Raw genomic sequence first — 22416 nt, forward strand, 5'->3', positions numbered from 1 at the left:
GTCGCGCAGCCAGTGAAACGGTGAGTGATGGCTTGTCTGCGGACGCCGTGCGCAGTATTGCGAGTGTCAGCCGGAGAGGTGAGCGATGAGTAAGCGGCAGTTCCGATCCAAGACTGCCTATCTCGGCCAACCCCGCGACAAGGGTGGGCGTTGGGCCGGGAAGGGTAGCCCGCGAGGAAAGTCGAACGTCGCAAAGATCGCGGGAACCGCAGCAAGGTCCGCGCTTGTGGGTCTTGGTGGGGTGAGTGGCGCGCAGGTTGGCGTCATTGCAGGCCTTGCAGTCACGCGCTCCGCCACAGGCGCTGCGGTCGGCGGTGCCCTCGGCCATACGCTCGGCTCCAGAGCAGGGGTCGCAGCCGGGAACTCACTCTTCAAGCCGAAGGCCACGCCACCCACTCTGACCAATTCTGCGGGGTCGAAAGCCGGAAAGGGTACGTCGGCCCGATCCTCATCTCGCAAGCCCGCTCCGGCACGCCGAGCTGCGGGCAATCGCGTTCGCTAAATCGGGGCTGAATCGACAACTCGATAGAGACCTTCGAGACGGGCACCCCCTAGCCCAAACCTCGAATTGCAGACCACGGACCTTTAGACGTGTCGAGGCGTGGACTGATCCTTCGGCTGTATCGCTTGACATGTCGGCACGGCACGGAAGGAACCAGATCGCCCCGACCTTCGGCAATGAACCTCCGGTGGTCGGGGCGATTCACATTCTGTACAATCTGAAGAGCTTCCGAGATTATCCTGGACCTGTTGACGGTAGGGTAAATCGACACTCGCGCAACACCTTTGGCGAGGGAGCTACTAGCGCGATCGAATCCGATCGAGTAGGCTCGACGTATCGGGTTCGAGCGATCGAATCCCGTGCTAGAACCGAAGTTACCACTGCTCCATCTGGACTCGGCTGGCGGAGACATGGATGATTCCATCACCGCACGGCCCCAGGGGTGTGAGGGACAGAGGGCGTCTCGATGGAGGCGTCCCAGCGTGCATCAGTGCACCTGGCCGGCGGTGGACACGACGTGGCTGAGCCACACAGTTCGGGCCTGTGGCCCAACCATCCCTTTCCCGGGGCGTGTCCCAATGCCGTTTTCCGCTGTATTTGGACTCACCCTGGGCTGCCGCAACCATGGAGAGAAACAATGGGCAAGATCATCGAGCGAGATCCTTCTATTCCAAACATGTCGGTTGACGATGCTGTCGCATTTTGTCACCGGATGGGGTTGAACTTCATCACGAGTCGTGCAATAAAGACAGCTATCTACTCAAAGTCTTTGCGTCGCCACTTGGTTGTCAACCGAGTTCGGTTGAGCGAGAACGATATCAGGACTTGGATCGCATCGACGGCTGACGCGGATTTCATTGTTCGCCATTCCGGGCGTGCATCATGAGCGCCCAGATGAGTCGTGAAGAGTTGCTTTCGCGGTTTCCTGCGTTGCGGGGTGATATCCATGCCTCCGATCCGCTGGTTGATCAGATCGAGGCTGCTGCTGCGCCTGACCGAGCGGTTTACAAGGCAGTCCGCAAGCGGGGGACGCACGAACTAATAGGTCATCGCGGATACTCGCAGTCGGCGCGCTTCCACCCCGAGATTAGCGCGGCAATTGACAGGTCGAAAGAAGTCAAAACAACTGTCCCTGAGATGGATTGGTTTGACGACAACGGCTTCGACTACGTACATAGCAACCTGCCAGATCGTCGTACTCTGCCGGAATGCAATGAGGGGCATGTACTAGATGCAGTGGGGTCTGAGCATTCCGAGCGCGTGGATGAATTCCGAGACGGTATGGCGACAGCCACCACCGGCCCGGTTGGAGTGCGTGGTGTCCTCCTGATCGACCCGCAAGCGCCTGTCCGTGCTCCGAGTCTGCCCTGGACCTTCACACAAGGCGAGGATGTGTCTCCGAGTGTAGTGGTATTCCCTGTAGCACATGGCTATTCGACTGAACGGGTTGCCCGCGCGGCAATGTGGAGGTACGCCTCGACTTGTCACTGGTGCTCTTCTGGGTCACCGGACTGGGGGCTTCTGTACTCAGCAGGAGCTACAACGTACGTCCTGCCTACATGCGGTGGGTGTAGGTGGAACCTAGATGAAGACTTGCGTCTGGACTTCATTTGCAATGACGGCTGGGACTTCCGCACAGGTTTTCCATCCGACCAACACCGCTGAAACGAATGATGCCCCGGTCCGTAGCCGGGGCATCATTCCTGCTTCATGAATCCCAATCACTTTGCCTCAGTGAGGAATCCTGTGTCCTATTCTAGTCGATCGCGGTCCGGTCCGCGAGTATCAAGCTTCAACCCTCCTCCCGTGCGACCCGATATCCACGACGTATTGACTGTTCTCGGTCACCGAGCCAATGAGCGTGTCAGCGTGAACCACAAAGCTCCAGACGGCCGGTTCGTCTCCAGACTGGTCTCGGTCGGAGAGTTGGAGTTTTGGGAAGCGCCCCACGACTGCGACGTGTGGTTTGGTATCAACCCGATCAACCGCAATGTCACTCGCGGACGTGGTACCGATGCTGACGTAACGCAAGTTCGAGCCTTGTTCGCCGACCTCGATGTGAAGCGTGGCGGTCTGGAATCTCTCGATGAATGCCGCGAGGTTGTCGACCGGCTCGCCCAGGTCGTCGGAGTGAAGCCGAGCGCCGTGGTGGAGTCCGGCCATGGCATCCAGCCCTACTGGCGGCTGTCCTCTCTTCGCGCCGCCTCCGCGCGGATCGGCGAAGAGCAGTCGGATGGCAGGCGGTGGTCTCGCCAGGAGTGGCGCGAGGTCTACGCGCGCTGGGGTGGCCTGGTGCAGCAGGTTGCGCGCGAGGTTCGTCCTGGAGCGAGGATCGACAATGTCTATGACCTGAGTCGGATTCTTCGGTGCCCTGGCTCGGTGAACTGGAAGAGCGATCCTGTGCCGGTGGTAACCCATGTCTATCCCCGCTCGGGAGCGGTTCGCCGTGATCGCCTGGTCCGAGTGTTGGATTGGCGTGATGCTCAGGCCCTCGGTGGCCCTGTCAGCTCTTTCTCCGCGCGGATACCGACGAACACAGCCGAAGCCGACGCGTGGATCGCGAGTCAGCCCGGCGCAGACGCAACCTTCGAGGAAATGGTCAAGCTCGAGCGCTATCGCTCGATGCTGGGCCACCTCGACTACGAGAGCACCGTGCGACTGTTTATGGACGGGTCGGATGACGAGTCTTCGGCCCACTCGCTGATGACGCGGAAGGTCCAACACGTCATCTTGCTTTCCACCGAAGGGCGAGCCGGATTGAAGTTGGCGCTCCTGGTGATCCGCGAGGCATACCTCGAAGTGATGAAGATGCGGAGAACCGGGGAAATCCCCGGCGAAGCGCGTTCGGAGAGTGCGGCATTGCACGACTTTCACCGCGCCGTACGCGGGTCTGTGAGTAAGGCGCGGCCTCGGGGAAACGCCCCGGAACCTCAGCGCGACACACAGGGCCGCATCGACTTTCGGCATATCAGCGAGAATGGACAATCCGCATGAGCATCACCCTCACCCCAGCGCGCCCCTACCGTGCAACTTCGCGACGATGTGGAGACCTGACGCGGTGGACCTTCACCTTGCAGGCATCGAATAGAGATTCGGTGGCAGAACAGATTCAATCGGTGCGCGATGGATACCGCGAGATAGTCGATCCGAACAACTACAGCCCCAACGATCTGGGCAATGCGAATATGTTCACCGACTACCACGGCGACAACCTTCGCGGGCTACGGGGAACCAGCTCGTGGGTGGCGTGGGACTCTAGTGAAGGTCGATACTCACAGCGCATCGCAGACCAATCTCTGTACAACGATTTCTGCGCTCCGGCGGTCGAGCGACGGTTGCGGAAAGCCGCTGAAGCAGAACGAAATCTAGCGCGAAGCACTGGCAAGGAGGACGACGCGAAGGCTGCAAACGCCCGCGCGAAGAATCTGGAGGTTCGGGCGAATGCGACCGGACAGCTGGCCGCGATGGAGAAGTACCTCAAGATCGCACACACCAACGCTGCAGTCACCCGCACGGACTTCGACGGCAACCCGAATCTGCTTGGGGTTGGCAAGGGGAAGGTGCTCGACTTCGCTGGTCTCATGGCGGGTGATGGGTGGGGTTCCGCGCTCCGGCCGGCCACTCGCGAGGATATGGTGCTCTACCACACACCCGCCGAGTTCGACCCGAACGCTCAAAGCGATTGGGTGGAAGACTATTTGGAGAAGTTCTTGCCGGATGAGGGGTATCGACGTGAGGTGTTCCGGTTTCTCGGCTACACGCTCCAACGCGGCAACCCGGCGCGGTTAGCCCTCTTCAGCAAGGGCGACACCGGCAGCGGCAAGTCGACGTTGTTGCGGTTGTTCCGCGAGGCAATTGGAGACCTCGGCGGCACAGTCAACCTGTCGGTGTTCCGCAGTAAGGCCGACGGACCTGCCCCCGAAATCCTCAGCGCGATTTACTTGTTCGTGACGTTCTCCTCCGAGTTGTCGACGCGCGCGAAGATGCACGCCGATCACGTCAAAATGATCACCGGCGCGGGAGACGAGGTTGCAGCGCGGGATATGTACCAAAGCGTCGTCCACAAGGTGCAGCCGTGGTTCACGCCGATCATCGCGACGAATGAGATGCCGACAATTGTCGATGCGGACGAGGCTCTGAAACGTCGTCTCGTGGTCTTGCCGTTCGACAAGCAGCTCCGCGACTCGGAGCAGTCCGACCACACGATCACGACCGCCGACCGCCAACACTTCCTGCGGTTGTTAGTCGAGGGTCGGTTGGACTACCTACAGAGCGGGATTGATCTCAGTAATCTCCATCCCGACATACGCACAGCCACCGAAGAAGGTCACTCGGACCTGTCGTTCTTCCAGTCGTGGCAATCTTCGGCGCTGAGGAAGGTCACGGAGACTCCGAGGCAGGGGTGGGCAGTGACTCCGGGTGACGCGTGGACCCACTTCGACAGGGAGCAAAGGGAATCGGGACTCACCCACGACAACAGGCTAGACCGAACCCAATTCACCAAACGGATGCGGGATGCGTTCGGAAAACCCCAATCGCGCAAGCGCAAAAGGGATTTGAAGAAGACGCATACTGCCGCGAACACGCAGGGAAAGAGCATCTATCTCACGCTCGAATGGGCAGATCGACTCTCCGCAAAAAACTTTGGTTGTTAACCGCGCAGGGCGAAACCGATCGACCTGCGCAATGGTTTCGCCCTGTGGTCGGAACGTCGAGCGGATTACCCTCGCGAATACCGAGGCGAAATAGGTCCGAAAACTCACCCTGACCAGCGGTTACCCCGGTACCGAGGTTACCGACCCTCCGGAAAACTCTTATAGGAGATTTTATAGGAGCCCCTATATAGATCCTTTATTACTACTTCTTCTTACTACTTTAAAGAAGAAAAGAGAGGGTAATCGGGTAAGAGGTGGTCAGGGTGGGTTTTTGGGAAAAGCTTGCTCGGGTACGTACGGGTATTCGCAGGTCCGAGAGTCGGGGAAGTCGGGTCGGTCGTCGGTAACGGAAATGCTCGGGAAATCGGGCGAAACTGAGCATTGGAGCGAGTGAACGTGTATTACGAAACCCCGACGCGTGCTGCGGAGAAGGAACGCAAAAGGCTGGCTGGAGATCGGGTGAAGTGGGAGAAGGCTGAGGCGGCGAAGTGGGCGGAAGTCGATGCGCTTGCAGAGGTGGTGGTTGTGAAGAACAAGCTGACCGATGAGAACTTCGGAGCGTTAGTGCCGTGGGATGGGGTGGACCCTGGACCTCAGGCATTCTAGAGGGTTCCCTACCTTGAAGGTAGGGATTGTATACTCATCGGCCTAGGCGGTTTTCTGCCTCGTCTCTCCGCTCAGCTCTCTCCTCGCGGAACTTCCCGATCGGGCTTGTCTTCCAACCCAAGAGATTCTGACCACCCGGCACATCGCTTTCGTCGTCGCGGAGCGCCTATCGTCCGACCCTCGCCCCGCTCGATAGCCGACGACACAAATTGCACCCACCTGATCCACAGCCTCGCCAGCTCGAACGCCCTCGGCTAGGGATCGGAGGGTACGGGACCTTCAGCTCCTTAGAAACAAAATGTGCTGTGTGGCAATGCAATTCGCAAAACCCCTTGTCGCCATTCGGTGGCGGCTGGCGTAGCTTTCGGGGAGTCGAAAGCGTCGTTACCGACCCCTTTAGACGCTTTCGACTCCCGTTCGTCGTCCCCATCGAACGGTTCAAACGAACTGAAAGGTAGTTGCAATGACTTCAAATATCCAGTCTCTCAGTGGTTTGCGGGTTGTTGGATACGCCCGAGTCTCGACACAAGCGCAGGGAGAGAAGGGTTATGGCCTCGCTGCTCAGCAGGACGTGATGGGGCAGTACTGCGCTGCGAACGGTTTGCAGCTCCTCACGATCACTTACGACGTGGTGAGTGGCGGAAGCGTGGAGAAGATGCACGGACGAGCGACAGCAATCGCAGCTATTGAGTCTGGCCTTGCTGACGCTCTCTTGGTGCGCGCTCTCGATCGCGCTACGCGGGACCAGCTCGACGCGGCATCAATATTTAAGCGCGCCAACAAGAACGGGTGGAGGCTCTTGGATTGCGACAGGGCCGATTCCGGCGACCCGAGCCAGCGTCTCCTCGCGGATATCAGGATCGCAATGGCCGCAGAGGAAAAGCGCAAGATCAGCGAACGCACCCGAGAGGGTATGCGGCGGGCCAAAGCTCAAGGCAAGCACATCGGTCGCCCATCGCGGATCGACCCTGTTGTCGTGGAGGGAATCGTGGAGATGCGGAAGCAGGAAGGGCTGAGTGCCAAGGCAATCGCGGAAGCGCTCGATGACACGAACATTCAACCGCCTGGTGGTGGTCGTGGGTGGTCGGACTCGACCATTCGGCGCGTACTCGCACGAGAGGGAGTGGCGTGATGAGCGACTTCTGGATCTGGGTGCTCGTCATCCTCAGTTTCATCGGTACCGGCGTACTCGGCTTGATCTTCGGCAACAACGGAAAGAAGTAGGCGCAATGGCATTCGTGGAGAAAGCAGCAACCAAGCGCACGAAGGACGGAAAGCCGCAGCCCAGCTATCGCGTGCGGTGGATGGAGAATGTGCGCGACGAGATGGGCCTACCGATCCCGCTCGACCCATCTCGACCAGACGGCCAAAAGAAGCAAGTCCATCGCCGAGAGACGTTCCCGTCCAAGGAACTAGCGCAGGAGCGTTGCGACGAGCTCAATGCGGCCCGACACAGAGCAGCGCCGCACACGCCCTCGGAGTTGCGGAAGCTAGGGGATCAGCCGCTCGGATACTTCGCTTCGGCATTCTTCGATGGGATGCTCGGGACGGTTAAGCCGCGCACGCTCAAAGAAACCAAGGCCGTGTACCACCGATACCTCGCGGAACCATTCGGCCCGAAAGCCGTCGCCTCGATCACTGCGGCGGACGTTCGTCGGTTCCGCGCGAGCTTGCTCAGTCCGCGACTGAAGCGGAGGTATCGCCCCGACGAGCAGCCCGAGATGGTGACGTTGGCGCGCTCGACGGTGAAGCACGCGTACGACGTCCTACGGCGGATTCTTGACGTTGCCGTTGTGGATGGGGCGATCCCCGCTAACCCATGCCACTCGGTTCGCCTCCCACGGAAGACCAGCGCTGAATCGGACAAGCCAGAGTTCGCGCCTCAACCGCTCACGTCCGAGCAGATCTCTTCCGTCACGGACCATATTGCCCGAGTCCAGGGCTACCCGATCTACGCGTTGGCCGTCACATTCAGCACTTTTACCGGCGTCCGCGCCGGTGAATTGGCCGGCCTCAACGTCGGAGACATTTTGCTCCCGGAGGTGGAGGGGAGGGGAGGCGCGGTGAGGGTGGTGCGGACTCGTCGCCCCATTCGCGGAGGTTGGGAGACGGGCACGCCCAAATCGAAACGGTCGCGCCGAACCGTGCCGATGGATGGGTGGTTGACCGACGACATTCGGCGATATCTGCTCGACGTTCACCCGCACGGCGACCCCGAATCATCGAACTTTGATCCGGAAGCCCCATTGTTCCCTGGTCGGTACGCGAAAGGGGAGGCGTTGCCGGACGGGTTGACGCGAGAAGCGATCGGCTCGGAGCGGGCGACGACGTTCAGCGCGGAGGTTCGGAGGAAAGACGGCCAGCTCGACCGCCGCAATTCCGTCGCGGACCCGACCGCGACATGTCTGCGGGTCGCTCCACCCGACGGGTACAAGTGGACCGCACCGATCAATCCGGCCAACGTCGCGGACCACTATTTCGACCCGGCGTTGAAGGCGCTTGGGCTACCCCATAGCCGCTGGCACGACCTCCGACACACCTTCGCCGTTCTGAGCTTGAGCGCCGGGGAGCACTACATGGCCGTATCGAAGTGGCTAGGACACGCGTCGTTCGTGACCACCCTCAACGTCTACGCGGACTACATCGCGGAAGACGAGGGTGGGAAGAAGGCCCCGTTGCTGCGCCCCGGTGGGGTTGCGGCCGAACCCGAAGCTACCCAGGCTCAGCCGCAACCGTCTAACGTAGTTCCGCTATTTGGTCGGAGGTCGGTCGGCTAGCGAACCAACTTCCAAGGGCCGCATTTTCTGCTTGTGAAGGCACCATCGGATTCCTCGATAGTGACGGTGATCGATTGCGAAATGCTAACCATGTTGTTGTCGATGATGTTTCCTTGTGCATCAGCGCGTTCCCAGTAGCAATCAGATACAGGCCCGGTGCTGTAGGTGCCGGGTGCTACGAGGTGAGGTCCTGACGGATTGTATCCAGTACCTACTATGTATTTACCGTCAATGAACCGCTTCATGACGGCATTACCGGAGAGCGCTTCGTCAATCAGTGGCTGCTGGTCTGGGCAAAGGATTGGGACCATCGTGACGATCCGACGTCCATTATCCGTCTGTGCAGCAACCTGCTCCCGTCCGGCAAGGCCGTATGCATCGAGAGTTCCGTCTCTCATGGATTTGCAAATGCTTTGGTCGCTGCTGAAAGCTCCAGAGCCAAGGCCCGAACCTGGCCTAAACGTGATCCCCGCAGCGGTCAGTGCGGCTGCGTACTTGTTGTACAGCGCTTGTTCGGTGCTGGCTGTGGTGGTGGGTGCGAGGGTAGTTTTGGGCGCCGCCGCGGTTGAGGAAACGTCAGCTTTGGTCTCTTCGTAGAAACGATCCCACACTGGGCCTGCACACTCCGCATCCGTGGACTCGTTCACGGGCATTGCTAGTAGTTCTTTGTACCTTGCAGCCGCTTCGGTGCGTTGTGCCTGCGATAGGGACGTGTCTCGGGCGTCATCGGCCGCCTGTCCTGATTCGACCGAGTGCGTCGAGTTTTCCATCCTCTTGAAAGATTCGCACCATTCCGCAGCCTTGGGGTCGTCAGGGAGGGAATTTGTTGATTCCTCGCCCCCGCAGGAAGCCAGTGGAAAGATAAGGGCGACGCAAACCGCCAGCAAAGTTCGTCTCATGAGAGAACTTTAGGCCAATTGTCGCGAAAGGACTGCCCCCCCTGATTCTTTGAGAGGTGGCCGATTCGGAGTTAGTTGGCGAGTGCATTGAAGTCGACTACAACTCCAGCATTGTTAAGTTCCTTGGCGAGAGGTAGCTTCCAGCCATCATTCTGGTCGAGGAGGATGTAGACGATGCCCTGGGCATCTGAAGGAGTTTCGACGCCTTCTTCGAATAGCAGTGCTACGCGCGAACGCCCTAGCTTGCCGATGAAGTAGCCGAGCTCGAAAACTACGTTCTGACGCGCGCGCGGCTGGAGTTCATCGGTGCCGCGAAGTCTTCCCTCATCATCTGCACTTGCAATGACGATCGCATAGGCAGCCTCCGCCGCGGCATGCTCGAACTTCTCAATCAGAGTGCGCCCGCCATTGGGGTACTCGCTCAAAATTGCGGCCTTGGTGCCTGTCAGGTCACGTACCAAGGTGGCGATTTCCAGTTTGCGAACCTCATCGCGACCGTGAACGATGAAAACTCGGGTTCCGCCAGGTGCTGTCATTTCGCCTCCGAGTGGCTCAAGTAGTTCGATCTCGCCAATTGCAGCCTTCATCAGCGCCACCGAGCTTGCAATGCCGGTTCGGCGCGCTCGATGGTAGACCGACTGCTCCATCCCGGCCCATGCGACTTGGGGCGTGAAATGCACCTTTATGAGCTTTAAGTAGGTCGGGTTGGTATCCCCGAGGCTATTTCTCAGCACGACCTCATTTGTATGCTTCCAGGTGTTGACATCCTTGACCTCGCCATCCTCGACTGCATCGAGCTGCCGTTGGATGGCTGCGATCTTTTGGTCCCTGTTCACCGCTACATCATGCCGTATGAAACCGACAAGTCGGATCAGCGGTCCGCGCGTCACGCTAATTTCACGCTCTTCCGCGACCTGCGAAACGAAGAAAAGCCCCAGGTGAGCGGTGGTGACCTTCTCGACCTGGGACTTTATCGGTGCCCCCAGTAGGACTCGAACCTACGACCTGCGGATTAAAAGTCCGTAGCTCTACCAACTGAGCTATAGGGGCGCGGCGCAGAGTCTAACGGGACCGCAGAGTCCGTGAAAACACCACCCCCACCAGAAGGGCGATTCCGATGACGGCGATGGTCCCGCCCGTGCGATGCAGACCCGCGTCGTCGATGGTTCCGCGCATGGTCAGCTCGATGACGACGGCCGCAAGGTTGGCGCCGATGTACTGGATTGTTCGGTACAGACCGATCGCAGTTCCGACGTCGGCGGAGGTGGTCACCGAGTTGATCAGGTTCTGGTTTCCCATGTTGTTGAAGCCGTTGGGAATGCCCAGGATCGCCGCAATCAGCAGGAGTGCCACTAGGGGAGTCGAGCTCGATTCGACAAAGGCGATCAGAACGCCGCCGACGGCCAAGGCCGCGGTGCCGATCAGCAGGGTGATCCGTGCGCCGAATTTCCCGTACACCCTGGACGCGGACATGGTCGCGAAGATCTCGACCGCAGCGACAGGCAGCATGAAGAGTCCGGCGCTGATCGGTGACATTCCGCGGGCTACCTGTAGCCACTGGGGGAGCCCGAAGAAGATGCAGTAGAACGCCGTGTACGTCAGAAGCGTCCGGCCGAGAGTCATGCTCAGTGCGCGGTTTCGAGCGACGGCACGGACGTCGATGAACGCCGAGGCCGTTCGACGTTCCCACCAGACGAACAGGAACGCGAAGAGGGCCGTCGATGGCACGAGGTACCACTTCGCGTGCTCGGCGAGAGAGAGGAGAAAAAGCATCGTCGATGTCGTCAGAGCCAGAAACAGGGTGATACCGAGTGGGTCGAGAGACTTGAACAACGCAGCGGCGCCGGCCCGGTCGGGCAGGGCGGAGTCGCTCGGGGCGGCGAAGAAGACCCATACGGCAGTGACGACGACAAGTGGGAGGTTCACCCACATGATCGATTGCCAACCGAGTGTGCCGACCAACAACCCGCCGAGAGTGGGCCCCAGCGCGACGACCGATTGAGCGCAAATGGTGAGTGTTGCTATAGCTGAACGGGTTTGAGTCCGGTGGCGGTCAGCGTATTCGCGGATGACGGTCATCGCGTTCGGATACTGTGTCGCCGTGCCGATTCCGAGCAGGATTCGTGCGGCGATCAGCCAGCCCAGCGACGGGGCGAGCGAGCCGAGGATCGATCCGGCAGCGATCAGGCCCAATCCGGCGAGGTAGACGCGTTTGGCGCCGAGGATCGATCCGAGTCGACCAGCCGCCGGCGCCGTGACCGCAGTCGCGATGTAGAGGGCCGAGATGACCCACGCTGTGCCTGAACTGGAACCGAAGTATGTGGCGATCGGGACGATTGCCACGGCAATCATCGACGAGTTCAGCGCTTGAAGAACGGTTCCGGAGCCGAGAGCAAGACTCAGTTTCAGTGGAACGGGAGTTTGGGGGGTCGGCGTTTCGACGACGGTGGTCACGAGTTCATCAGTGACTCCTCTGATATCGATGTCGATGCTGGGGACTCGCCCTGGCCTAGTCTGCGCAGGATTCGGCCGGCGATCAGAAGCAAGTCACGCTCGGCTTCGGTGCACTCGGCGTCGATGACCTCGGCCAGCCACTCTGTTCGTTTCGTTCGGTCTTCGTGAAGGGTCGATGTGCCGAGTTCGGTCATCGTGACCAAGACCGCGCGGCCGTCCGATGGATCCGCCCTTCGCGTCACCATGCCCTGTTCTTCGAGCGCGGCCACGGTCTTTGCGATTGATTGCGGTGTGACGCGCTCGAATTTTGCCAACTCTTTGGCGGTCGACGGACCTTGTCGGTCGAGGTGGCCGAGGGCCTGGATCTGGCTCGGTGTGAGCTTGTGGTCGTTGCGTTTGGTGCGTAGACGTCGGACGAAGGCACCCAGATCGTCCCAAAGTACGTCGATCTCGTCTCGAACCTTGCTGTGACCCTCTCCATCGTTCATTTAGACAGTCTAACTGTGTTGTTTCGCTGCTGCCAGTACGGTTTCGACGGAAAAGGGGGAATAAACAATTGCACTAGTTGTTTAAAACCTTGGGACTGCCGTCCATCGGTCGGCGAAGCAGTTCCGTCTGCGAGGTCGAATTGTCAGAATCTGGGGCACGAAAAAGCTCGGATGCGCACCCCCTGCGGCGCACCCGAGCGGCCAAAACCATACCACTTGGTGTCTTTTGGGCATAAAGTCGGTTCTTGTCCCCTGAACAGCCGATTGCGTCTAGTACTTTTGGCGGGTATGGCTCTAGTCCTTACGTAGGGTGTGTTGGAGGGGATATTGTGAAGTTTCGGGGGATGACAGGCGCCGATCACGGCGGCTCTGCGTACCAACTCTGCGAGAGGCACAACACCGTAAATGGCACGTCAACAAGAGCGTGCGCGGCGCACCCGCGCCGCCCTGGTCGAAGCGGCTGCAGTCGAATTCGCCAAGCGCGGCTATGCAGCTGCGTCGGTGAACACGATCCTCGAGGGCTCCCGCGCCACCAAAGGCGCCATGTATTTCCATTTCCAGTCCAAGGAAGAGTTGGCGCGAGCGGTTCTGACCTCGGCTATCGAAACCTTCACTGGAATTACTGATCGTTGGGCCAAGAGAACAGACCTCGATCCATTCGTCGCTTTGCACGGTCTCGTGCTCGACATTGCCGAGGTCTTCCGTGCCGAGGTAATCGTGCAGGCGGAATTCCGGCTGATCATCGAGCCCGAGTTCTACAAGGATGTGCAGTCCGGTGGTGGGCAGGTCTGGGGAAAGACCGCCTATGAGTTGGCATTGCGTGCCAAGGACGACGGTTTGCTCCGAGAAGACGCCGACCCGGACAAATTCACGCGTGTACTGGCAGCGAGCCTTGCCGGTCAGCGGTACATGGCAGACCTGATTGCCTCCAGTGGAGATCTGGGCGAGTGGTTCGAGGAGTCTCTCGAAGTAGTCCTCGAAGCCATGGCTACACCGCAGTGGTTGGAGACGTTCCATCGTGACGGGTGGCCCCAAGTCGAGTTCCCTGACACTGAATAGTGCACTTTTCTGCCCGTGAACAGGCGATTTGTGATTTCCGAATGCCGTGCCATAAGCTATCCAAGCTCCCAACGGAACGCCGTTGGGGTACTAGTTCGGAGAGATCCGGCGGGCCCCCTTCGTCTAGCGGCCTAGGACGCCGCCCTTTCAAGGCGGTAGCGCGGGTTCGAATCCCGTAGGGGGTACGTTTTGCGAAAGCGAAACGATGCAGTATGGTTTGACCCGCACGACACGCTTTGAGATGCACAAATGCCAGGCCAGGACAGTGGTTTGGGAGCGGCTCGAAGATGTAGTACGGTTTCACAGCAAGGAAAAAGCAAGGCCCTGTGGCGCAGTTGGTTAGCGCGCCGCCCTGTCACGGCGGAGGTCGCGGGTTCGAGTCCCGTCAGGGTCGCAAAGCTTTGTTCTCAATCAATCGGTTGAGAACAAAGCAATGCGATAGGCATTCGGTTCGGGTGCCGTCCGGCCAGGTAGCTCAGTTGGTACGAGCGTCCGCCTGAAAAGCGGAAGGTCGCCGGTTCGATCCCGGCCCTGGCCACCATAATTCTTATCGACAAGCTCCAATCTCATGTTCTTCGAACATAAGGTTGGAGCTTTTTCGTATTCGGATGTCAGTCGCCGTCAACCACTCGGCCCGATCATCTCAGTTATGCGCATCCTTTGTCTCCGTGAATGATTCCGGTCACCGGGAACGTACTGCGCGTCACTCCGTCAAGAACCTCACTATTAGCCGGTTGCGGCCGATCCCTGGCCGCGTCTACTGGAAGTGAGGTGGAATCTCCGTGTCGCACTCGAGATCTTGGCCTATCGGGAAAGTCAGCCGGGTCGCCGTCGCATTGTTCGGCACCGGGGTTCTGTTGGTGGGCTGCGCGAGCAACGGTGACGACAGCGGGACCGATACGACGACCGCGTCGGCGGACGTCGTGACCGGCATGGTCAACGAGCAGCCCGATCCGGGAACTGCGGTGGCCGGCGGGACCATGACGTACGGCGTACAGGTGCTCGTTCCCTCACTCGACCCGACGAAGACGGCCGCTCGCGGCGGTTCCGGCGGTGAGGCCTTCGCTGCTGTGTACGACGTCCTGATGAGTTACGACACTGCGAGCGGCGAGTTCGAGCCCAAGTTGGCTGAATCGCTCGAGACAGCCGACGACGGAGCCACCTGGACGCTGAAACTTCGCGACGGTGTGAAGTTCAGTGACGGCACCACCCTCGACGCCAACGCCGTGATCGCGAGCATCGATCGGTACAACGCGGGCAAGGGCAATGGCGCCGAACTGTGGCTGGCTTCGGTGGAATCGGCGCAGGCAAGCGGTCCGACGACGGTGGAATTCAAGCTGAAGACGCCGTGGATGCGCTTTCCGTCGATGCTCGCACTCGGGCACGGGATGATCGTCGCCCCGAGTTCGCAGCAAGGCGACAAGTTCACCGCCGTCGGAGCCGGACCTTTCACCGAAGATGTCTTCACACCGAGCGTCGAGCGAATCTTCAAGGCCAACCCGTCCTACTACGGCGGCGCTCCCAAGCTGGACAAGTTGCGGATGGTTGCGCTCAATGGCCCGCAGGCCAATCTCGAATCATTGAACAGCGGTCAGCTCGATGTCGCCTACATTCGCGGCCTCACGTCGGCGATCAATTCCGCCAAGTCCGCTGGTTACCCCGGCTACATCGACGTGCTCAATGCCGGCAGTGCCGAGATCGTCAACAACCGTGAAGGCCGACCGGGCTCGGATGTTCGCGTTCGCCAGGCCATCGGCTACGCGCTGGACACCACGTTGATCGATCAGCGAGTGGAAAACGGTGAGGGACTGCCGGGCTCGGAGTTGTTCGGTCCGACGTCGCAATGGCATGTAGAAACACCGGGTATTGCCTACGACCCCGAAAAGTCGAAGGAACTTCTGAATCAGGCAAAGGCAGACGGGTACGACGGCAGCCTCGACTACGTCGTTCTCAGTGAGCCGAAGGACCACGCGATCGGCCTCGCCGTGCAGTCACTGTTGCAGGCCGTCGGGTTCGAGGTGAACTTGATCTTGGCCAACAACGCCGGCGACATCGTGCAGAACGTCTACGTCAAGCACGATTTCGACCTCGCGCACGCGGGCATCGGAATGTACGAGTCGATTCTCGATCTCGGATTGTTCTCCACGACCAACAGCACCTCGATGGCGAATACTGCTGGATATGCGAACCCGGCGATGGATCAACTGATCGCAGATCTACAACAGGCCAAGGACAATTCGTCGACCCTGGCGATCATCGGCAAGATTCAGACGCTGTGGAACGAGACGGTTCCGTCGGCGCCGATCGGCGGGCTCACGTCGTTCTGGGCTTGGCAGAAGAACGTGCACGGTGTGGTTCCGACTGCAACCGGCATCATGCTGTTCGATCAGGCATGGATGGGCGCGAAGTAGCGTTCCAGCGCACACCGAGAGCCCCGTCCGACGCGAGTCGGGCGGGGCTCTTTCGTGTCTACGTCGGCTAGCGTTGCGCAACCCTTTCGATCAGGATGATTGTATTGAAATATGTTGTAGGTCAATGTGATTCGACAAGCGTGATTTGACTTGCCCAGCGTGGCCCGCATAGATTGCATCCACCATCCAGAGTGGCTGAGAGACCTGGCTCGATGATGCCGCAGCAACCCGCTACCTAACCGCAGTGTGGGTGCTACCGCCAGGACCGATGGAGGACACATGACTGTATTTGCCGTGGGTATCGAACTGGACGGCGAGGGCACTCACCCCGCTGCCTGGCGCCGAAGCTCACACCGCCCGGACCAGCTGCTCACGGGCAAAGCCGTGCGCGATCGCGTCGCGGCTGCCGAGAATGCCGGCTTCACGTTCGCGACGTTCGACGATTCCATCCTCCCCCCGAGTGGTGACGTCGTCGGCCGCATCGATGCCGTCTCGAGGGCGTCGTACGTGGCGGCGACAACCAGCACGATCGGGCTGGTCCCCGTCGTCGGGACCACGTACGCCGAACCGTTTCATACGTCCTCGCAATTGGCGACGTTGGACTACTCCTCGCGTGGGCGTGGCGGCTGGCTTGCTGTTCCGGTCGAAGACGATGCCGCGGCGAGGGCGTGGGGGAGGGCTCCGGTAACAACGGAGTCGGCGCGTCAGCAAGAGCAGCGGGATTCGGTCACCGTTGTGACCGATCTCTGGGACTCGTGGGAGGACGACGCCGTCGTTCGTGACTATCTCAGTGGGCGTTTCCTCGAACGTGATCGTCTGCATTACGTCAATTTCGAGGGCGACACGTTCTCGGTGAAGGGGCCGGCAATCGTTCCGCGGCCGCCTCAAGGCCAGTTGGTGGTGTTCGGCCGCTACGGCGAAATCGATCCACGCCAGCCGGATGTTGTTCTCGTTTCCGGTGATTCGGTGGAGACCATTGCACAGTCGGCTGCCAAGGCGCGCGATGAGGGCGCGTCATTGGTGTTCGCCGAGGTCGATGTGGCATTCGATACGCCGAATCTGTCTGCGGCGCAGCGGAGGACCGAGCTGAACTCGTACGGGAATGCCGTCGTCACCGGCCGACTGCTCCTGGCTGCAGATCCGGGGGAAGCGGCCGTGGTTCTGAAGGAATTGGCCGGACACCTCGACGGTGTTCATTTCCATGCTCTCGTGATCGACGAGGACCTTCCGGTGCTGGCCAAATTCGTGCTTCCGACGCTGTCCAAGGCCGGGTTGACGCGACGCCCGGTTCCGGGATCGACCCTGAGGGGCAACCTCGGTCTGCAGCGGCCCGCAAATCGATTCGCCCACTCCTCCTGACTTGACTTCGCGCTAAGGATATTTCGGCCATGACTGCATCACGCTCCGCCGTACCTCGACCCGACGCTCACGTTCACTTCGGTGTCTTCTTCCAGGGGGTCAACCACACCACCATCTGGTCCGATTCCGCGAGCGGATCCCAGATCGACTTCGAGACGTTTCGGCGGTTGGTACTCACCGCCGAGCGAGGTCTGTTCGACGCCTTCTTCCTCGGTGAAGGCCTGCGGCTTCGTGAACAGAACGGCAAGATTCTCGATCTGGATATCGCCGGCCGCCCCGACGCCATTGCGCAGTTGGCCGCCCTCGCCGGTATCACCGACAAGATCGGGTTGGTCGCGACACAGAACACCACGTACAACGAACCGGCCGACCTTGCGCGTCGACTCTCCGGCCTCGACCTACTTTCCGACGGACGGGCCGGCTGGAATGCGGTGACCACCGACAACGCGTGGACGGGAGAGAACTTCCGTCGCGGTGGTTTCCTCGACCACTCCCTGCGCTACGAGCGTGCCGGGCAGTTCATCGAAACCGCGCGGGCACTGTGGGATTCGTGGGCCGACGACGCGATCTCGGATTCTCGCACGTCCGAGAACTGGTCTACTCCGGGTGCCGTCGGCGACGTGCGCAGGCAGACTTCACAGTTCGACATCTCCGTGACGCCGACGCTTCCCCGAAGCCGCCAGGGGCATCCGGTCATCTTCCAAGCGGGTGATTCCCCGAGTGGACGCGATTTCGCGGCGACCCATGCCGACGTCATCTTCTCGCGACACGGGACTCATTTCGACGGCGCGCTCGACTTCGCCGACGACATTCGGGCTCGGTTGCGTAAAGCCGGGCGACCGGAGGACGACGTCAAGATCTTGCCCAGCACGCAGATCGTGTTGGCGGAGAACGAGTCCGAAGTCGAGGAGAAGGCACGGTGGGTCCTCGAAGGCCAGTTCACCGGTCAGACTGCCCTCTCTCTCGTCGGACTGGTGTGGGGTAAGGACCTTTCCGATCGAGACCCCGACGGTCCACTCCCCGAGGAAGATCCGGTTGCCCGCCCGGTTTCGGAGACGCGCGGTTCCGCGCGGGACGGCAACGACCCCATTGCGATCGCACGTGAATGGCGTGCTCTTGCCGAGGCAAAGAATCTGTCCCTACGTCAGGTCGCTATCGAGACCTCGCAGCGTTCGGGTTTTGCGGGCACTCCGGGGCAGGTCGCAGATCAGTTGGTCCATTGGGTGCGCAACGGAGCTTCGGACGGCTTCAACATCTCGCCGTACCTGGTGCCGACCGGGCTCGACGAGATCGTCGACTGGTTGATCCCGGAACTGCAGGAGCGTGGGGCGTACCGCACCGAGTACTCCACGTCGACGCTGCGAGAGCACTTGGGGTTGCGACCGCCGCTCACGCGTCGGGCCACGTCTGAAGCTGCGGGGTAACGGGTCCTGTCCCACAAAGTCACAGCGACGGCCGAATCCACCAAGCTCGGTTCGGCCGTCCGCTGGGAAATCGTCGTCTGCGTAGCTGCGGGTTTCACCACCCTTCTCGATTCGGCGGTGCTCGGAATCGGGGTTCCGTCGATCCGGGCGTCGCTGGACGCGTCGACCTCGGAGGTGCAGTGGATCCTTGCGAGCTATTCGCTGACTTTCGGCTTGGCCCTGGTGCCGGCGGGCCGACTCGGTGACGTCGTCGGGCGTCGACGCTTGTTCTTGGCGGGCCTGAGCATCTTCGCGGTGATGGGAATCCTCGGAGCGTGTGCGTCGGATCCGTCGATGATCGTGTTGGCCCGGCTGGGGCAAGGGATCGGCGCAGGCACCATCAGTTCGCAGGTGCTCGGAATCATCACCGACCGGGTGTCCGGAAAGGCTCGGGCGAAGGCGTTGGGCGCGTACAGCACCGCGGGTGGTCTGGCCGGCGTTTCCGGACCGATCCTCGGTGGCGTACTGCTGAAGTATTCCGACGCCGACTTCGGATGGCGGTTGCTTCTCGTTCTCAACGTGCCGTTTGCCGTGATCACTCTGATTTTGGCGTTTCGCTTTCTGCGCCGTGATCGAACTACCCGATCGGGCGCATCGATCGATCCGGTTGGGCTGTGTCTGCTGGCGACTACGACCGGGCTCCTGTTGTGGCCCATCGTGACCCGAACCAGTGTCACTGTGGCTGCGGCTTTCCTGATCGGTGCGTTCGGCGCTGCCGTTGCCTTCTGGTTCTGGGAACGTCGGTACGCCGAGCGCGGCGGGACGCCGGTGCTGCTTCCGTCGTTGATCGCCTCGCGGGGCTTCCGGTTGGGTACGACGGTTGCACTCTTCTGGTTCGGATCCATCCTCGCCGTCAACGCGGTGCTCAGCCTCTATCTGATCGAGGGTTTGGGCTTCGCCCCGCTGAGTGCGGCGTTGATCATGACCGGTAGCTCACTCGCGATGGCATTGACGTCGGCTTTCGGATGGCGGCTGGTTGCCAGGTTCGGCCGAAGTGCGGTGGTTTTTGCCATCGTCGGCGAGATCCTTGTCATCCTCGGCTACATCGCAGCGGTCAATCTGATTCCGCGGGAACATCTGATCCCGGTGCTGGTGGTCCTGGCGGTGTTGTCGGGAGTTGCCAGCGGTTTGGTCGACGCGCCCAATCGGGTGCTGACTCTCGAATATGCACCGCCGGGCGCGAACGGTGTTGCGGCGGGTTTCCTTCAACTGTCTCAGCGCCTGTCAGCGACCATCTCGCTGGCCGCGGTATCGGGGTTGTATCTCGGTGTGCTCGGATCGTCGCCCGACGGATACGGACGTGCGTTCGGGATCGCGCTTGCCGTCTGCGTGGTCATGTTGACGCTCTCGTTGGCGGGAGCGGTGGCAGACCGACGCCGGCGAAGGACGTGACCTGGTATTTCGTGGGTCTACATGGACCTCGGGAGGCCGAGCCCGTGTGACTCATGGGACTTGTGTTACCCATGGGTTAGGAGTCGTGGGACGATACTTGTGTGGTGACCGGTCGCAGTGAAGACAAGCCCAACGGTCGCGGGAGTGGAGAGCCAGTTAACTCACCCCGTGGAGCGTCGGACAAACGTGACCGCACATCGACACCCTTCCGCGCTCGAACGGCGATGTGGACGAATCGGCCACTGTTCGATTTCCATATGATCGTCGGTCTGGTCGTGCTGATCGTCGCGTTCGGACTGCTGATGGTGCTGTCGTCTTCGGGCGTCGAATCCTATGTTCTGTCCGGGACGTCCTACGCCCGCTTCTGGCCGCAGTGCATGTTCGCAGCGATCGGTTTGGTGATGTTCGTGGCGGTCGTGCGGTTGCCGACCGAAACGATGCGTAGAGCCTCACCATGGCTGCTGATCCTGTGTCTTGTTCTGCTTGTCCTGGTGCTGATTCCAGGTATCGGCTCGGAACAGATGGGTGCTCGCAGCTGGTTCGTGATCGCGGGCATTTCCTTCCAGCCGTCGGAGCTGGCCAAACTTGCTCTGGCGATCTGGTCCGCAGCGACGGTTGCGTCGTTCATGAAGGCGCGGATGGACGTCAACCGCGCGCTGCCGGTGATCGGCGGTACGACGTTGCTGGTTCTGGTTCTGGTGGTGTTGGAGAAGGACCTCGGAACCACCATCACCATCGGCATCATCTTCATGTCGGTGCTGTGGTTCGGGCTGTTCCGGATGAAGACATTCATCAGCCTCACACTCGGTTCCGCAGTCGCATTTCTCGTGCTCGGGCTTACTGCTGGTTACCGCTCGGATCGCATCAAGGCTTTCCTCAATCCTGATCTCGACCCGCAGGGTTTGAACTTCCAGAGCACTCAGGCCAAGTACGCACTGGCGAACGGAGGCATCTTCGGGCGCGGTCTAGGACAGTCCGACGCCAAATGGAGCTATCTCCCGCAGGCGCACAACGACTTCATTTTTGCCGTGATCGGTGAAGAGTTGGGTCTGGTCGGCGCGCTGATCGTCGTCGCTCTCTTTGCCGCGGTTCTGATCGTCGGGCTGCGGATCGCGAAACGGTCCACTGATCCGTTCCTCAAAGTCATGACAGCGACGGCAACGACGTTGATCGTCGTGCAGGCGTTCATCAACATCGCCTACGTCGTCGGCCTGATTCCGGTGACCGGTCTGCAACTACCGCTCATCTCGGCGGGCGGAACGTCGATGATCACCACCCTGCTGATGTTCGGGCTCATCGCGCACGCAGCCTTCCGTGAGCCCGAGGCTGTCGCCTCGGCCGAGAGCAGCGGTCGCGGTTGGATACCGCTGGTCTTCGGCAAGCCTCGGTTCGGCATTGCCAAGAAGCCACAGACCGATCGACGGAGGCCGCCAGCTCGCCGCGCCCAGCCTGCTCCAACTGGGCAACGCCGACCGGAACGACGGGCACCACAACCCGACAGACGCCGGACTCCAGCTCCGGGCCGACGCGCACCCTCTCGCGACTGGTCGGAAGATCCACGTAGACGCGGCCGATCCGATCGGCCGCGGCGCGCTTCCTGATCTGGGCCAGTTCCACTGGCGGGCAGTTCGGAAGCGGGCAGTCATGCACCCGACAATTGCGTTGGGCGGCTACATTGGGAGTCGGCAAAACGACGTCTAATAAGGGTTGTGGACATGGCAGGTGGCGACAAGGCAGACCAGTCGGTGGTCGAACGTAGCTCGGTGACCGGACGTCGTACGACGCCGTCGCAGCGAGCGCGTTTTCGCCGGATTGTCGACGCCGCAATGGAATCCGCCTCCGAAGGCGGCTACGACGCGGTGCAGATGCGATCGGTGGCCGATCGCGCCGGCGTCGCGATCGGCACTGTTTACCGGTATTTCCCGTCCAAGAACCACATGCTTGTCGTCGCATTGTTGTGGATGTTCGAGGGTTTGCGTGACAGATTCCAAGACTTTGTAATCCCGGGCGAGACTCCGTCGGACCGGATTCTGTTTGTGCTGCGCAAGAATACGGAGGTCCTCGAGACCGATCACCTCCGTTACGAAGCGTTGGTTCGGGCGTACATGTTCGCGGACGCGTCGGCGACCCCGGAACTCAACGCGCTCGGTGGGGTCGTGACCGAGATGTTCGCGAAGGCGATCGGTGTCGAGGAAGTCTCGCAGCAGCAGTTGGACGCGGTGAAGGTGATCGACGACGTCTGGATGTCGAGTCTCGTCTCGTGGGTTGCGGGCCGGATGACGACGGACGAGGTGATGGCGCACCTGGAACTTGCCGTGCGACTGGTCTTTCGCAAGTTGGGCGGATAGCGC

At 60.6% G+C, this 22416-nt stretch carries 18 protein-coding genes, 4 tRNA genes and 1 riboswitch; of the genes, 17 read left to right on the forward strand and 5 right to left on the reverse strand.

The window, feature by feature from the left end; genetic code table 11:
- The first annotated feature begins 85 nt into the window (after positions 1-85).
- The 7 genes from V3587_RS03140 to V3587_RS03170 all read left to right on the forward strand — a co-directional run bounded on the left by V3587_RS03140 (position 86) and on the right by V3587_RS03170 (position 8540).
- On the forward strand, positions 86-502 hold the full coding sequence (locus tag V3587_RS03140; protein WP_283376107.1) for a hypothetical protein: 417 nt from the start codon (positions 86-88) through the stop codon (positions 500-502).
- 637 nt (positions 503-1139) lie between these two features.
- Complete coding sequence (locus V3587_RS03145) at positions 1140-1388, forward strand: hypothetical protein (protein ID WP_283376108.1); 249 nt, start codon at positions 1140-1142, stop codon at positions 1386-1388.
- A 983-nt stretch (positions 1389-2371) separates the two neighbouring features.
- Complete coding sequence (locus V3587_RS03150) at positions 2372-3496, forward strand: hypothetical protein (protein WP_283376109.1); 1125 nt, start codon at positions 2372-2374, stop codon at positions 3494-3496.
- A 101-nt stretch (positions 3497-3597) separates the two neighbouring features.
- Positions 3598-5157: a hypothetical protein gene (locus V3587_RS03155; protein ID WP_283376110.1), complete on the forward strand. Its 1560-nt coding sequence runs from the start codon at positions 3598-3600 to the stop codon at positions 5155-5157.
- Between the two features lie 390 nt (positions 5158-5547).
- A complete protein-coding gene (locus tag V3587_RS03160) occupies positions 5548-5763 on the forward strand; it encodes a hypothetical protein (RefSeq protein ID WP_209920620.1) in 216 nt (71 codons plus the stop codon).
- A 463-nt stretch (positions 5764-6226) separates the two neighbouring features.
- Complete coding sequence (locus V3587_RS03165) at positions 6227-6895, forward strand: recombinase family protein (protein ID WP_283376111.1); 669 nt, start codon at positions 6227-6229, stop codon at positions 6893-6895.
- A 97-nt stretch (positions 6896-6992) separates the two neighbouring features.
- Positions 6993-8540 (forward strand): tyrosine-type recombinase/integrase, encoded by a 1548-nt coding sequence (locus tag V3587_RS03170; RefSeq protein ID WP_283376112.1) that lies wholly within the window; start codon positions 6993-6995, stop codon positions 8538-8540.
- On the opposite strand, the gene V3587_RS03175 is transcribed toward V3587_RS03170, so the two are convergent.
- From V3587_RS03175 to V3587_RS03195, 5 genes are all read right to left on the reverse strand, one after another.
- Positions 8537-9439 (reverse strand): hypothetical protein, encoded by a 903-nt coding sequence (locus V3587_RS03175; protein WP_283376113.1) that lies wholly within the window; start codon positions 9437-9439, stop codon positions 8537-8539. The two genes, V3587_RS03170 and V3587_RS03175, sit on opposite strands and share 4 nt — an antisense overlap.
- 71 nt (positions 9440-9510) lie before the next feature.
- Positions 9511-10275 (reverse strand): nucleotide-binding protein, encoded by a 765-nt coding sequence (locus V3587_RS03180; protein WP_283376114.1) that lies wholly within the window; start codon positions 10273-10275, stop codon positions 9511-9513.
- Positions 10276-10416: 141 nt separating this feature from the next.
- Positions 10417-10489, reverse strand: a tRNA-Lys gene (locus V3587_RS03185).
- Positions 10490-10501: 12 nt separating this feature from the next.
- Complete coding sequence (locus V3587_RS03190) at positions 10502-11893, reverse strand: MFS transporter (protein ID WP_283376115.1); 1392 nt, start codon at positions 11891-11893, stop codon at positions 10502-10504.
- Positions 11890-12381, reverse strand: a complete 492-nt coding sequence (locus tag V3587_RS03195; RefSeq protein WP_073512768.1) for a MarR family winged helix-turn-helix transcriptional regulator — start codon at positions 12379-12381, stop codon at positions 11890-11892. The genes V3587_RS03190 and V3587_RS03195 overlap by 4 nt, the downstream gene beginning before the upstream one ends.
- A 405-nt stretch (positions 12382-12786) precedes the next feature.
- On the opposite strand from V3587_RS03195, the gene V3587_RS03200 reads away from it, so the two are divergent.
- From V3587_RS03200 to V3587_RS03245, 10 genes are all read left to right on the forward strand, one after another.
- On the forward strand, positions 12787-13440 hold the full coding sequence (locus V3587_RS03200) for a TetR/AcrR family transcriptional regulator (RefSeq protein ID WP_003940323.1): 654 nt from the start codon (positions 12787-12789) through the stop codon (positions 13438-13440).
- Positions 13441-13552: 112 nt separating this feature from the next.
- Positions 13553-13625, forward strand: a tRNA-Glu gene (locus tag V3587_RS03205).
- 135 nt (positions 13626-13760) lie between these two features.
- Positions 13761-13834, forward strand: a tRNA-Asp gene (locus V3587_RS03210).
- Between the two features lie 70 nt (positions 13835-13904).
- A tRNA-Phe gene (locus V3587_RS03215) sits at positions 13905-13981 on the forward strand.
- A gap of 241 nt (positions 13982-14222) precedes the next feature.
- Positions 14223-15851: an ABC transporter substrate-binding protein gene (locus V3587_RS03220; RefSeq protein WP_283376116.1), complete on the forward strand. Its 1629-nt coding sequence runs from the start codon at positions 14223-14225 to the stop codon at positions 15849-15851.
- Positions 15852-16030: 179 nt separating this feature from the next.
- Positions 16031-16126, forward strand: a riboswitch (SAM riboswitch).
- A gap of 4 nt (positions 16127-16130) precedes the next feature.
- Entirely contained in the window at positions 16131-17210 is a 1080-nt protein-coding gene (locus V3587_RS03225; protein WP_073512769.1) for an LLM class flavin-dependent oxidoreductase, read from the forward strand.
- Positions 17211-17239: 29 nt separating this feature from the next.
- Complete coding sequence (locus V3587_RS03230; RefSeq protein WP_003939710.1) at positions 17240-18634, forward strand: NtaA/DmoA family FMN-dependent monooxygenase; 1395 nt, start codon at positions 17240-17242, stop codon at positions 18632-18634.
- Between the two features lie 69 nt (positions 18635-18703).
- Positions 18704-20065: an MFS transporter gene (locus V3587_RS03235; RefSeq protein WP_211921066.1), complete on the forward strand. Its 1362-nt coding sequence runs from the start codon at positions 18704-18706 to the stop codon at positions 20063-20065.
- A 224-nt stretch (positions 20066-20289) separates the two neighbouring features.
- Complete coding sequence (ftsW, locus tag V3587_RS03240; protein ID WP_064687643.1) at positions 20290-21666, forward strand: putative lipid II flippase FtsW; 1377 nt, start codon at positions 20290-20292, stop codon at positions 21664-21666.
- A gap of 114 nt (positions 21667-21780) precedes the next feature.
- Entirely contained in the window at positions 21781-22413 is a 633-nt protein-coding gene (locus V3587_RS03245) for a TetR family transcriptional regulator (protein ID WP_007733896.1), read from the forward strand.
- Positions 22414-22416 lie beyond the last annotated feature (3 nt).

It is taken from the genome of Rhodococcus sp. IEGM 1306 (genome assembly GCF_036541985.1).
Taxonomy (GTDB): domain Bacteria; phylum Actinomycetota; class Actinomycetes; order Mycobacteriales; family Mycobacteriaceae; genus Rhodococcus_F; species Rhodococcus_F qingshengii.

Excerpts from the sequence above, each read along its gene's own strand:
- V3587_RS03195 (WP_073512768.1), bottom strand. The coding sequence starts at position 12,381 with ATGAACGATGGAGAGGGTCACAGCAAGGTTCGAGACGAGATCGACGTA.
- V3587_RS03200 (WP_003940323.1), top strand. The coding sequence starts at position 12,787 with ATGGCACGTCAACAAGAGCGTGCGCGGCGCACCCGCGCCGCCCTGGTC.
- V3587_RS03145 (WP_283376108.1), top strand. The coding sequence starts at position 1,140 with ATGGGCAAGATCATCGAGCGAGATCCTTCTATTCCAAACATGTCGGTT.
- V3587_RS03170 (WP_283376112.1), top strand. The coding sequence starts at position 6,993 with ATGGCATTCGTGGAGAAAGCAGCAACCAAGCGCACGAAGGACGGAAAG.
- V3587_RS03175 (WP_283376113.1), bottom strand. The coding sequence starts at position 9,439 with ATGAGACGAACTTTGCTGGCGGTTTGCGTCGCCCTTATCTTTCCACTG.
- V3587_RS03230 (WP_003939710.1), top strand. The coding sequence starts at position 17,240 with ATGACTGCATCACGCTCCGCCGTACCTCGACCCGACGCTCACGTTCAC.
- V3587_RS03165 (WP_283376111.1), top strand. The coding sequence starts at position 6,227 with ATGACTTCAAATATCCAGTCTCTCAGTGGTTTGCGGGTTGTTGGATAC.
- V3587_RS03245 (WP_007733896.1), top strand. The coding sequence starts at position 21,781 with ATGGCAGGTGGCGACAAGGCAGACCAGTCGGTGGTCGAACGTAGCTCG.
- V3587_RS03225 (WP_073512769.1), top strand. The coding sequence starts at position 16,131 with ATGACTGTATTTGCCGTGGGTATCGAACTGGACGGCGAGGGCACTCAC.
- V3587_RS03140 (WP_283376107.1), top strand. The coding sequence starts at position 86 with ATGAGTAAGCGGCAGTTCCGATCCAAGACTGCCTATCTCGGCCAACCC.
- ftsW (WP_064687643.1), top strand. The coding sequence starts at position 20,290 with ATGTGGACGAATCGGCCACTGTTCGATTTCCATATGATCGTCGGTCTG.